At 67.0% G+C, this 14,515-nt stretch carries 2 protein-coding genes; both read left to right on the top strand.

The annotated features are described in order from the left end of the window. Positions 1–245 precede the first annotated feature (245 nt). A complete protein-coding gene (locus LG3211_RS22885; protein ID WP_187313085.1) occupies positions 246–10,514 on the top strand; it encodes a DUF7507 domain-containing protein in 10,269 nt (3,422 codons plus the stop codon). 11 nt (positions 10,515–10,525) lie between these two features. Beyond that, on the top strand, positions 10,526–14,284 hold the full coding sequence (locus LG3211_RS22880; RefSeq protein ID WP_222837549.1) for a hypothetical protein: 3,759 nt from the start codon (positions 10,526–10,528) through the stop codon (positions 14,282–14,284). Positions 14,285–14,515 lie beyond the last annotated feature (231 nt).

Here is a 14,515-nt window from a genome sequence, read left to right as displayed (position 1 = left end):
GACCCCGATCGCCACGCCCGGGATTGCCCCCGGGGCACACCTATAGCCGTCGGCACAGCATTTACGCGAGTGTCCTGTTCTGGATACTTTCTCCGATCAGGATTGCAAGCGCTGCGGAGACGAACGTCCCTGTGGCCAACCGGTATTCGATTTTTTTGGTGTTAGGGGGCGTTGTGACCGATTCCGACCAAGCCATGTGGGCGCAGCTGCGTCGTGTTCGTCAATGTGTCGTGTTGGCGTTCGCGATGCTCGTGGCCCTGCCGGCTTTCTCTCAGAACGCGGTCAACCGCGGCTCGGTCTCTCCTCCGAACGGCGTGACCAATCCCGGCACCAACTGCAACCAAGCCGGCCAGACCTTCGTCGGCGGGGTGTGCACTTCCCAGGACAGCGATCCGATCCGGCCCAGGCTGACCTTGGTCAAGACAGTGACCAACGATAACGGTGGCACCGCGGTGGCGACGGCGTGGACGCTCACCGCGACCGCCGGGACCACCACCATCACCGGCGCCACCGGCACCGCGAACGTCACCAACGCGTCCGTTCCCGCGGGCACCTACACCCTGTCCGAGTCGGGCGGCCCGACGGGCTACACCGCCGGCACATACAGCTGCGTCATCAACAGCGGCGCGGCGATCGTTTCCAACACGGTCACACTGGCGGCGGGCGATAACGCGACCTGCACCATCAACAACAACGATCAGGCAGCCAGCCTGACGCTGGTCAAGAACATCACCAACGACAACGGCGGCACGGCGACGGTCACCGACTTCAGCCTGACGACCAATGCCGGCACGCTGACCTTCGGCGCCAACAGCGGCACGGCGCAGGCAGCGGTGTACACCTCCAACACGTTGAGCGTGTCGGCCGGTACCTACACCCTGACCGAAGCCGATCGCGCGGGTTACACCGAAGGCGACTGGAGCTGCACGGGTGCGGCCGGCACGGTGACCCCGGCGTTCAACGCCGGCTCGGTGGTGATCGCTGGCGGCGAGACGGTGACCTGTTCGATCACCAATAACGATCAGGCGGCGAGCCTGACGTTGGTGAAGAACATCACCAACGACAACGGCGGCACGGCGACGGTCGCCGACTTCAGCCTGACGACCAATGCCGGCACGCTGACCTTCGGCGCCAACAGCGGCACGGCGCAGGCAGCGGTGTACACCTCCAACACGTTGAGCGTGTCGGCCGGTACCTACACCCTGACCGAAGCCGATCGCGCGGGTTACACCGAAGGCGACTGGAGCTGCACGGGTGCGGCCGGCACGGTGACCCCGGCGTTCAACGCCGGCTCGGTGGTGATCGCTGGCGGCGAGACGGTGACCTGTTCGATCACCAATAACGATCAGGCGGCGAGCCTGACGTTGGTGAAGAACATCACCAACGACAACGGCGGCACGGCGACGGTCGCCGACTTCAGCCTGACGACCAATGCCGGCACGCTGACCTTCGGCGCCAACAGCGGCACGGCGCAGGCAGCGGTGTACACCTCCAACACGTTGAGCGTGTCGGCCGGTACCTACACCCTGACCGAAGCCGATCGCGCGGGTTACACCGAAGGCGACTGGAGCTGCACGGGTGCGGCCGGCACGGTGACCCCGGCGTTCAACGCCGGCTCGGTGGTGATCGCTGGCGGCGAGACGGTGACCTGTTCGATCACCAATAACGATCAGGCGGCGAGCCTGACGTTGGTGAAGAACATCACCAACGACAACGGCGGCACGGCGACGGTCGCCGACTTCAGCCTGACGACCAATGCCGGCACGCTGACCTTCGGCGCCAACAGCGGCACGGCGCAGGCAGCGGTGTACACCTCCAACACGTTGAGCGTGTCGGCCGGTACCTACACCCTGACCGAAGCCGATCGCGCGGGTTACACCGAAGGCGACTGGAGCTGCACGGGTGCGGCCGGCACGGTGACCCCGGCGTTCAACGCCGGCTCGGTAGTGATCGCCGGCGGCGAGACGGTGACCTGCTCGATCACCAATAACGACCAGGCGGCGACGCTGACCCTGGTCAAGACGGTGACCAACGACAACGGCGGCACGGCGGTGGCGACAGCGTGGACGCTGGGAGCCGACGGCCCGACCGACATCAGCGGCGCGAGCGGTGCGCCGGCGGTGACGGACGCGGCGGTGAATGCCGGCACCTACACCTTGTCCGAGACCGGCGGTCCGGCGGGCTACACGGCCGGGGCATGGGCGTGCACCGGCGGCGGCACGCTGACCGGCGACAGCCTGGTGCTGGCCGGCGGCGAAGACGTGACCTGCACCATCAACAACGACGACCGGGCCGCGACGCTGACCCTGGTCAAGACGGTGACCAACGACAACGGCGGCACGGCGGTGGCGACAGCGTGGACGCTGGGAGCCGACGGCCCGACCGACATCAGCGGCGCGAGCGGTGCGCCGGCGGTGACCGACGCGGCGGTGAATGCAGGCACCTACACCTTGTCCGAGACCGGCGGTCCGGCGGGCTACACGGCGGGGGCGTGGGCGTGCACCGGCGGCGGCACGCTGACCGGCGAGAGCCTGGTGCTGGCCGGCGGCGAAGACGTGACCTGCACCATCAACAACGACGACCGGGCCGCGACGCTGACCCTGGTCAAGACGGTGACCAACGACAACGGCGGCACGGCGGTGGCGACAGCGTGGACGCTGGGAGCCGACGGCCCGACCGACATCAGCGGCGCGAGCGGTGCGCCGGCGGTGACCGACGCGGCGGTGAATGCCGGCACCTACACCTTGTCCGAGACCGGCGGTCCGGCGGGCTACACGGCGGGGGCGTGGGCGTGCACCGGCGGCGGCACGCTGACCGGCGACAGCCTGGTGCTGGCCGGCGGCGAAGACGTGACCTGCACCATCAATAACAACGATCAGGCGGCGACGCTGACGTTGGAAAAGACGGTGACCAACGACAACGGCGGCACCGCGACGGTGACCAACTTCCCGTTGACGGCGACCGGCCCGACCACGATCACCGGTACGAGCGGCGCGACGGCGGTGACCGATGCGGCGGTCAGCGCGGGCACCTACATCCTGAGCGAAACCAACGTGGCCGGTTACACGGCCGGCGCGTGGGCGTGCACCGGCGGCGGCACGCTGACCGGCGACAGCCTGGTGCTGGCCGGCGGCGAAGACGTGACCTGCACCATCAATAACAACGATCAGGCGGCGACGCTGACGTTGGAAAAGACGGTGACCAACGACAACGGCGGCACCGCGACGGTGACCAACTTCCCGTTGACGGCGACCGGCCCGACCACGATCACCGGTACGAGCGGCGCGACGGCGGTGACCGATGCGGCGGTCTCGGCGGGCACCTACATCCTGAGCGAAACCAACGTGGCCGGTTACACGGCCGGCGCGTGGGCGTGCACCGGCGGCGGCACGCTGACCGGCGACAGCCTGGTGCTGGCCGGCGGCGAAGACGTGACCTGCACCATCAATAACAACGATCAGGCGGCGACGCTGACGTTGGAAAAGACGGTGACCAACGACAACGGCGGCACCGCGACGGTGACCAACTTCCCGTTGACGGCGACCGGCCCGACCACGATCACCGGTACGAGCGGCGCGACGGCGGTGACCGATGCGGCGGTCTCGGCGGGCACCTACATCCTGAGCGAAACCAACGTGGCCGGTTACACGGCCGGCGCGTGGGCGTGCACCGGCGGCGGCACGCTGACCGGCGACAGCCTGGTGCTGGCCGGCGGCGAAGACGTGACCTGCACCATCAATAACAACGATCAGGCGGCGACGCTGACGTTGGAAAAGACGGTGACCAACGACAACGGCGGCACCGCGACGGTGACCAACTTCCCGTTGACGGCGACCGGCCCGACCACGATCACCGGTACGAGCGGCGCGACGGCGGTGACCGATGCGGCGGTCTCGGCGGGCACCTACACCCTGAGCGAAACCAATGTAGCCGGTTACACGGCCGGCGCGTGGGCCTGCACCGGCGGCGGCACGCTGACCGGCGACAGCCTGGTGCTGGCCGGCGGCGAAGACGTGACCTGCACCATCACCAACAACGATCAGGCGGCGACGCTGACGTTGGAAAAGACGGTGGTTAACGACAACGGCGGCACCGCGACGGTGGCCAACTTCCCGTTGACGGCGACCGGTCCGACCACGATCACCGGCACGAGTGGCGCGACGGCGGTGACCGATGCCGCGGTCAGTGCGGGCACCTACACCCTGAGCGAAACCAACGTGGCCGGTTACACGGCCGGCGCGTGGGCCTGCACCGGCGGCGGCACCCTGACTGGCGACAGCCTGGTGCTGGCCGGCGGCGAGGATGTGACCTGCTCGATCACCAACAACGACCGGGCGGCGACGCTGACGTTGGAAAAGACGGTGGTCAACGACAACGGCGGCACCGCGACGGTGACCAACTTCCCGTTGACGGCAACCGGCCCGACCACGATCACCGGCACGAGTGGCGCGACGGCGGTGACCGATGCGGCGGTCTCAGCGGGTACCTACACCCTGAGCGAAACCAATGTGGCCGGTTACACGGCCGGTAACTGGGCGTGCACCGGTGGCGGCACGCTGACCGGGGACAGCCTGGTGCTGGCCGGCGGCGAGGATGTGACCTGCTCGATCACCAACAACGATCAGGCGGCCAGCCTGACGCTGGTCAAGAACGTCACCAACGACAACGGCGGCACCGCCACGGTCACCGCGTTCGGCCTGACCACCGATGCCGGCACGCTGACCTTCGGCGCTAACAGCGGCACGCCGCAGAACGCGGTGTACACCTCCAACACGCTGAGCGTGTCGGCCGGCACCTACACCTTGTCCGAGTCCGACGTGGCCGGCTACACCGAAGGCAATTGGAGCTGCACCGGCGCGGCCGGTGCGGTGACCCCGACGTTCAATGCCGGCTCGGTCGTGATCGCGGGCGGCGAGACGGTGACCTGCTCGATCACCAACAACGATCAGGCGGCCAGCCTGACGCTGGTCAAGAACATCACCAACGACAACGGCGGCACCGCCACGGTCACTGCCTTCGGCCTGACCACCGATGCCGGCACGCTGACCTTCGGCGCTAACAGCGGCACGCCGCAGAACGCGGTGTACACCTCCAACACGCTGAGCGTGTCGGCCGGCACCTACACCTTGTCCGAGTCCGACGTGGCCGGCTACACCGAAGGCAACTGGAGCTGCACCGGCGTGGCCGGCGCGGTGACCCCGACGTTCAATGCCGGCTCGGTCGTGATCGCCGGTGGCGAGACGGTGACCTGCTCGATCACCAACAACGATCAGGCGGCCAGCCTGACGCTGGTCAAGAACATCACCAACGACAACGGCGGCACCGCCACGGTCACTGCCTTCGGCCTGACCACCGATGCCGGCACGCTGACCTTCGGCGCTAACAGCGGCACGCCGCAGAACGCGGTGTACACCTCCAACACGCTGAGCGTGTCGGCCGGCACCTACACCTTGTCCGAGTCCGATGTGGCCGGCTACACCGAAGGCAACTGGAGCTGCACCGGCGCGGCCGGCGCGGTGACCCCGACGTTCAATGCCGGCTCGGTCGTGATCGCCGGTGGCGAGACGGTGACCTGCTCGATCACCAACAACGATCAGGCGGCGACGCTGACGTTGGAAAAGACGGTGGTCAACGACAACGGCGGCACCGCGACGGTGACCAACTTCCCGTTGACGGCGACCGGTCCGACCACGATCACCGGCACGAGCGGTGCGACGGCGGTGACCGATGCGGCGGTCAGTGCGGGCACCTACATCCTGAGCGAAACCAACGTGGCCGGTTACTCGGCCGGTAACTGGGCGTGCACCGGTGGCGGCACCCTGACTGGCGACAGCCTGGTGCTGGCCGGCGGCGACGACGCGACCTGCTCGATCACCAACGACGACCAGGCGGTCGATCTGACGTCCGTGAAGACGCAGACCACCAACGACGACGAGGACGGCAGCGGTTCGATCACCGTGAACGACACGCTGCACTACACGATCCGTGTGACCAATACCGGTTCGGCGACGCTGAGCAACGTGGTTGTGCGCGACGACAAGATCACGCCGAATTCCGTCACCTGCGCGACGCTGGCGCCTAACGCGTTCTGCGATCTGGCCGGTAGCTACAAGGTCCAGCAGAGCGACGCGAACGCCGGATCGATCGTCAACCGGGCGACAGTGACGGCCGAGTCGCCGCCGGGTCTGCCGCCGCCGTGCCCGCCGGGCTCGACGGAGGCCAAGTGCAATCCGACTGTCACCGTTCCGGTGCCGCAAGCACCTGCCCTGACCTCGACCAAGGCGGTGACCGGCAACGCCGACGAAGACGGCAACGGCACGGTGAGCGTGGGCGACACGCTGACCTACGCAGTGACGGTGACCAACACCGGCAATGTGGATCTGGTCAACGTGGTGGTGAGCGACGTCAAGCTGACGCCGAACACGATCACCTGCGCGACGCTGGCGCCGAAGGCGACCTGCGTGCTGACCGGCACCTACAAGGTCCAGCAGGCCGACGGCAACGCCGGCAAGGTGGTGAACACGGCCACGGTGAAGACCGACACGCCGAACACGTGTCCGCTGGGCTCGCCCGATCCGCAGTGCAACCCGAAGCATGAAGAGCCGGTGCCGCAGGCGCCTGCCCTGACTTCGACCAAGGCGGTGACCGGCAACGCCGACGAAGACGGCAACGGCGCGGTGAGCGTCGGCGACACGCTGACCTACGCGGTGACGGTGACCAACACCGGCAACGTCGATCTGGTCAACGTGGTGGTGAGCGACGTCAAGCTGACGCCGAACACGATCACCTGCGCAACGCTGGTGCCGAAGGCGACCTGCGTGCTGACCGGCACCTACAAGGTCCAGCAGGCCGACGGCAACGCCGGCAAGATCGTGAACACGGCCACGGTGAAGACCGACACGCCGAACGTCTGCCCGCTGGGCTCGCCCGATCCGCAGTGCAACCCGAAGCATGAAGAGCCGGTGCCGCAGGCGCCTGCCCTGACCTCGACCAAGGCGGTGACCGGCAATGCCGACGAAGACGGCAACGGCACGGTGAGCGTCGGCGACACGCTGACCTATGCGGTGACGGTGACCAACACCGGCAATGTGGATCTGGTCAACGTGGTGGTGAGCGACGTCAAGCTGACGCCGAACACGATCACCTGCGCGACGCTGGCGCCGAAGGCGACCTGCGTGCTGACCGGCACCTACAAGGTCCAGCAAGCCGACGGCAACGCCGGCAAGGTGGTGAACACGGCCACGGTGAAGACCGACACGCCGAACGTCTGCCCGCTGGGCTCGCCCGATCCGCAGTGCAACCCGAAGCATGAAGAGCCGGTGCCGCAGGCCCCGGCCCTGACCTCGACCAAGGCGGTGACCGGCAACGCCGACGAAGACGGCAACGGCACGGTGAGCGTCGGCGACACGCTGACCTATGCGGTGACGGTGACCAACACCGGCAATGTGGATCTGGTCAACGTGGTGGTGAGCGACGTCAAGCTGACGCCGAACACGATCACCTGCGCGACGCTGGCGCCGAAGGCGACCTGCGTGCTGACCGGCACCTACAAGGTCCAGCAGGCCGACGGCAACGCCGGCAAGGTGGTGAACACGGCCACGGTGAAGACCGACACGCCGAACACGTGTCCGCTGGGCTCGCCCGATCCGCAGTGCAATCCGAAGCATGAAGAGCCGGTGCCGCAGGCGCCTGCCCTGACCTCGACCAAGGCGGTGACCGGCAACGCCGACGAAGACGGCAACGGCACGGTGAGCGTCGGCGACACGCTGACCTACGCGGTGACGGTGACCAACACCGGCAACGTCGATCTGGTCAACGTGGTGGTGAGCGACGTCAAGCTGACGCCGAACACGATTACCTGCGCAACGCTGGCGCCGAAGGCGACCTGCGTGCTGACCGGCACCTACAAGGTCCAGCAGGCCGACGGCAACGCCGGCAAGGTGGTGAACACGGCCACGGTGAAGACCGACACGCCGAACACGTGTCCGCTGGGCTCGCCCGATCCGCAGTGCAACCCGAAGCATGAAGAGCCGGTGCCGCAGGCGCCTGCCCTGACCTCGACCAAGGCGGTGACCGGCAACGCCGACGAAGACGGCAACGGCACGGTGAGCGTGGGCGACACGCTGACCTACGCAGTGACGGTGACCAACACCGGCAATGTGGATCTGGTCAACGTGGTGGTGAGCGACGTCAAGCTGACGCCGAACACGATCACCTGCGCGACGCTGGCGCCGAAGGCGACCTGCGTGCTGACCGGCACCTACAAGGTCCAGCAGGCCGACGGCAACGCCGGCAAGGTGGTGAACACGGCCACGGTGAAGACCGACACGCCGAATACGTGTCCGCCGGGTTCGCCCGATCCGAACTGCAACCCGACCGTCACTACGCCGATCGAAGCACGTCCCGCCGTGGCCATCGTCAAGGTCGCGACGCTGACTGTGGACCAGGGCACCCAGGGCGTGGGCAACGTCGGCGACGTGATCACCTACACGGTGCGCATCACCAATACCGGCAACATCACCTTGAACGACATGGGCACCAGCGATGTGCTGGAAACCTATCCGGCGACCTCGCTGAACTGCGGCGCGACCACGCTGGCTCCGGGTGCGAGCACGGACTGCAATCCGTACACGCACACCATCACCCGCGATGAAGCCAATGCCGGCGGCACGTTGGACAACGTCGTCACGGTCACCGCGCGCTATGGCGGTGGTGGCAGCGGTGGCGGCGGCTCGACCAGCGGCACCGCGACGGCCCAGGGCCTGGCGTTGATGCCGGTCGAGTCGGAGGAAACCGCCGACTTGTTCGTGAGCAAGCAGGTCAATCCGCGCGACGTGAAGATCGGCGACCTGGTCCGCTACACGGTCACGATCAAGAACATCGGAATCACCGATGCCATCGACGCGACCCTGACCGATACGCCGCCGGCCGGTTTCACCCTGGTCGAAGGCAGCCTGCAGGTCGCCGATCGCGACGGTGCCGGCCGCCAGGTGGGCAGCTATCCGATCAAGGTCGATCAGATCGACATCAAGGCCGGCGACAGCGCGACCGTGGTCTATCTGCTGCGCGTCGGCGCCGGCGTGCGTCCGGGTACCCACATCAATCACGCCTACGCCGAGGACGGCGGCAAGCGTTCCAACGAGGCCACGGCCGAAGTGCGGCTGGTCGCCGATCCGCTGCTCGACGAGTCGCTGTTGGTCGGCACCGTGTTCGACGACCGCGATGAGGACGGCTGGCAGGATCCGGCCGACCTGACCCAGGTCCGCGTGCAGGGCGGTTTCGCGGCCGACGCGTATGTCGCCAACTCGACCACGGTCGATCGCGGCGACGGCGCCAAGCCCGAGCCCGATGCCAGCTCGCCGATGCTGCACGGCATCGCGCTGGGCAAGATCGCCGGCCGTCAGTCCGAGGCCGACCCGGTCGCCAAGCACCAAGTGGTGATCAGCCAGTTGCTGCGCGAGGCCAAGTTCAGCGACGACTTCGTGCTGACCACGGCCCAGGGCGTCACGCTGCGCATGGATGCCGTCGGCAACACCCGCGTCGAACGCGACGGCGATGCCGCCAAGGGGCTGACCGGCGCCGATCCGAAGGTCGAGCGTCGCATCGCTCAGACCCAGGGCGGCTACCGCGTGGACTATGTCGTGAGCAATCACGGTATCGACGAACACGGCATCCCCGGCGTGCGTGTGGCTTCGGTCGAGGGGCTGTTGATCGAGACCGACCAGTTCGGCCGCTATCACCTGGAAGGCGTGTCGGGCGGTGCGTGGGAACGCGGCCGCAACTTCATCCTCAAGGTCGATCCGGCCACGCTGCCGCCGGGCGCCAAGCTCACCACCGACAACCCGTTGGTGCGCCGCTTGACCCCGGGTGTCCCGGTGCGCTTCGACTTCGGCGTCAAGATGCCGCCGGGCCAGACCACCCAGACCGAACAGGTCGAGATGCGCATCGGCGAAGTGCTGTTCACTCCGAACAGCGCCGAAGTCACCCCGGCCTACCTGCCCGCGGTCGAGAACATGGCGGCCAAGGTGAAGGAGTACGGCGGCGGCGAGATCGTCATCACCGCCAACGGCGAAAGCGAAGCGCTGGCGATGGATCGCGCGCTCGCGGTGCGCAAGTCGCTGGAAGGCATGATCGATCCGCAACTGCTCAAGAGCGTGCAGGTCAGCGTGCGCACCGACGTCACCGATCCCACTTCGATGGTGGTCGGCTTCGCCGAGTGGCCGTTGCTGGGCACGGTGTTGTTCGACACCGACAAGGCGACGATCAAGCCGAAGTTCGAACCGGTGATCGCGAAGATCGCCGCGGCGATGGAGCAGCTGCGCGGTACCCGCGTGATCATCACCGGCCACACCGATCTGCGTGCGTCCGATGCCTACAACGTAGACCTCGGCCTGCGTCGTGCGAAGGCCGTGTTCGACGCGATCGTCGCCCACGCCAGTCCGGACCTGCGCCAGCACTTGCGCGTGGACATCAGCAACGACCCGGCAGCCCCTGCCGATAAGCCGGGCAAGTGAGGGGGCCTGCCATGAAAATGAAACTTCTCGATTACACCTTGATCTGCATCCTGACCGGCGTCGTTCGCGTCGCCGGCGCGCAGACTCCGCCGCCGACGGAACCGACCTGCCCCCCGTCGAAAGCGGTGGAGTCCGCGCCCGGCGATGGCGGCAATACGGTGAACTGCAACGACGGTGGTTGCGACAGCGACCAGGGCGTGTTGTTCGAACTGCGCACGCGCGGCGAGCGCAAGCCGATCACCCACGGCACCAGCGAGAAATCGTCCTCCGAGGTGTTGCAGCCCGACCGTCGCGTGACGGTCGAGGCTGAAGACGTCAACTCGGCGTGGCAGAACAAGCCGCTGCCGGGCAAGGCGGTGGTGGTCGGCAAGTGGTCGCTGCAACTGCCCGGCGGCGGCGCGATCTGGGCGACCGAGGACCCGAACCTCGGCCGTCCGGAGATGACCGTCTCGGCGCCGACGCTGGTCGCCTTCGACGGCACCAAGATCAGCAAGCCGGTGCGCTTCTATGCGTACAACAACTACGCGGCGTTCATCAAACGCGCCGAAGTGCTGATCTATCGCGCCACCGACGCCGATCTGGTCGAGCCGGTCGCCAGGCTCGACCTGCCGTTGGCCGGCGTCAGCGACGTGCAATGGGACGGCACGATGTCGGGCGACCGCAACCTGCGCGCCGGCGATGAGCTGATCTACATCGTCCGCGCCTACGGCGAAGGCGACAGCTTCGACGAAACCTTCCCGAGCCGGCTGCAACTGGTGCGTCCGGAGGAAGCCGAACGCGGCGCACAGGTGCTGCGCGATGCCACTCAGAAGCAGCTGGGCGCTTCGCTGAGCGTGGAGGAGGCCGAGCAGAACAACCAGATCGACAGCATCTTCGGCCGCGACAACCTGCGGCAGCAGAACATCCCGATCTACGGCTCGCGCATCCGCATCCAGGGACGCAACATCCCCGATCGCGCATCGATCAAGATCAATGGCCGTTCGCACCCGGTCGACATCGAACGCAAGTTGGTCGCCGAGTACCTGGTGCCGGTCGGCCAGCATCGCTTCGATATCGAAATCGGCGGCGCCCAGGGCAGCCCGCCGTTGCATCGCTCGCTCGATGTCGATGTCACCGGTCGCTACATGTTCGCGGTGGCGCTGGCCGATGTCACCGCGTCCAAGACCCATGCCACAGGCTCCATCGAGCCGGTGAGCGACAACGACCGCTTCGACGACGGCTTCCTGATCGACGGCCGCCTGGCCTTCTATCTGAAGGGGAAAGTGCGGGGCAAGTACCTGATCACCGCCCAGGCCGACACCCAGGAACGCGAAGTCGGGCAACTGTTCAACGGCTTCTGGAAAGCAGATCCGCAAGACGTGTTCCGCCGCCTGGACCCGGATCTGTACTACCCGGTCTACGGCGACGACTCGACGATCTACCGCGACGTCGACACCATGGGCCGGCTGTACCTGCGCATGGACTGGGACAAGAACCAGGCGCTGTGGGGCAACTTCAATACCGGCTTCACCGGCACCGAGTACGCGCAGTACAACCGCTCGCTGTACGGCGGCGCGCTCGACTGGCGCAGCCGGCGCACCACCGCGCTCGGCGACGCCGGCACGCAGTTGCGCCTGTTCGGTTCGCAGGCGCAGACCGCGCCGGGCCATACCGAGCTGATCGGCACCGGCGGACGCCTGTACTACCTCAAGCACGGCGACATCCTGCCGGGCTCGGAGAAGCTCACCGTCGAAGTCCGCGACACGACCACCGGCCGGGTCCAGAACCGCGTCGACCTGATGCGCGGCGCCGATTACGAAATCGACGAACTGCAGGGACGCATCCTGCTCGACAAGCCCCTGTCGCAGGTCTCGCGCGACGGCCTGCGCACCTTGACCCACGACACGCCGCTGGACGGCTATCTGCAGGTCCTGCTGGTCGATTACGAATACGTGCCCGACGGCCTGGACGTGGACAACGTCTCGGCCGGTTTTCGCGGCAAGCACTGGTTCGGCGATCACCTCGCGGTCGGCGGCACCTATGTCGATGAAAACCGCGAAGGCGAGGACTACACGCTCAAAGGCGCCGACCTCACCCTGCAGGCCGGGCGAGGCACCTACCTCAAGCTCGAAGGCAGTCGCAGCCAGGCCACCAGCGCGCCGATCTTCTTCTCCGACAACGGCGGCCTGAGCTTCCGCGAACTCAACTCCGGCCTGCTGGCGCGCGAAGGCGAAGCGCGTTCGGCCGAAGCGCGGGCCAACTTCAAGGAGCTGGGCTGGACCGAAAACGAGTGGACCGTCGCCGCGTGGCGCCGGCACGTGAGCGCGGGCTATTCGATCTCGCGCTACGACACCGATCAGGCCGTCGAGGAACGCGGCTTCGAGTTCTTCGGCGAACTCACCCCGGCCGTGCGCCTGTTCGGCCGTCACAGCGTCGCCGAGCGCGGCAAGGAGTCCTTCACCCAGTCGCAGCTGACCGGCGAATGGCGCTTGAACGACGACATCACGCTCAGCGGCGAAGTGCGCACGGTGCAGGAAGACCGCCTGAGCGGCGATGCCACCGGCACCCTGGCGGCGCTGGAATATCGCCAGCGCATCGGCAGCCAGCTGGAACTGTTCGGCACCGCCCAGGTCACCGTCGATGACGATCACGGCAAGTACGCCGACAACGACGCCTTCAGCCTCGGCGCCAAGTACCTGTTCGGCGATCGCTCCAGTGTCGGCGCCGAAGTCACCAGCGGCGACCGCGGCGACGCGGCCAAGGTCGATGCGGAGTACCGCCTCGCGCCCGATCACACGCTGTACGGCAGCTACACCTATTCGACGAATACTCGCGAGCAGGACCCGCTGTTCAACGATCGCCTGAATTCCGGCTGGACCCTGGGCCAGCGCTGGCGCCTGTCGAATCAGGTCAGCCTGTTCAACGAAAGCCAGTTCCTCAAGGCGCCGAACGAATCCGGCCTGGCTCACACCTACGGCATGGATTTCTATCCGAGCGAAGGCTGGAACCTGGGCTTCACCTTGCAGGAGGCGACGCTGGACCGCGCCGCCGAGCTCGGACAGGTCAACCGCCGCGCGGTCAGCGTCAGCGGCGGCCGCAACTCGGTCGATACGCAGTGGTCGAGCAAGCTGGAGTGGCGGCGCGACAGCGGCGCGGAGCGGCGCGAGCAGTGGACCAGCTCCAACCGCTTCCTGCATAAGCTCAACGACAGTTTCCGCATCGCCGGCCGCCTGAACTATTCGCAGACCCGCGACCGCATCGACGCCCAGGCCGGGGCCAAGTTCGTCGAAGGCAACCTCGGCTTCTCCTGGCGTCCGTACAACGACACGCGCTGGGCGCTGCTGGGCAAGTACACCTTCCTGTACGACTTGTCGGCGTTGGAGCAGGTCGGCCCGAACATCGCCAGTTACGACCAGCGCACCCAGGTGCTGTCGTTCGAGGGCATCTACCACCCTAACCATCATTGGGAGTTCGCGGGCAAGCTGGCGCGGCGCGAGGGCGAAGTGCGTTACGGCCGGTTGCAGGGGCAGTGGGCCGATTCGGCGACCACCTTCGCCGCCGCGCAGGCGCGTTACGAGTTCGCCCAGGTCTGGCACGGCCTGGCCGAGTACCGCTGGCTGGGCGTGAAGAAGGGCGGCGACAAGCAGGGTCTGCTGCTGGGCATCGATCGCGACATCGGGAAGAACTTCCGCGTCGGCGTCGGCTACAACTTCACCGAATTCAGCGACGACCTCACCGATTTCGATTACGACCATCGCGGCTGGTTCCTGAACATGGTCGGGAGTTACTGATGAATGCGGCCGCGTCCGAATCGCCGTTTCGCGTCGCCATCGTGGGTGGCGCGGATGCGGCTGGCGCGTTCATAAGTGGCGGTTGCGTCGCAGCCGTGGACAAGACGGGACGAAAGTCCCGATCTGCGCGTTGCGCTGTCCGCCTTCCCGGGCGTACAGCGATTTAGTAGATGCGAAGTGCGAAATCTTCGCCATGGAAGGAAGACAAAAGCGCACAAACCATGTTTCAGC

This window comes from Lysobacter gummosus (assembly GCF_001442805.1).
GTDB lineage: Bacteria > Pseudomonadota > Gammaproteobacteria > Xanthomonadales > Xanthomonadaceae > Lysobacter > Lysobacter gummosus.
Note: the sequence above shows the minus strand (reverse complement) of the source record. Positions and strands in the feature narration are given on the sequence as shown.

Coding starts and splice junctions, on each gene's coding strand:
- LG3211_RS22885 (WP_187313085.1), top strand. CDS start 246: ATGCTCGTGGCCCTGCCGGCTTTCTCTCAGAACGCGGTCAACCGCGGC.
- LG3211_RS22880 (WP_222837549.1), top strand. CDS start 10,526: ATGAAAATGAAACTTCTCGATTACACCTTGATCTGCATCCTGACCGGC.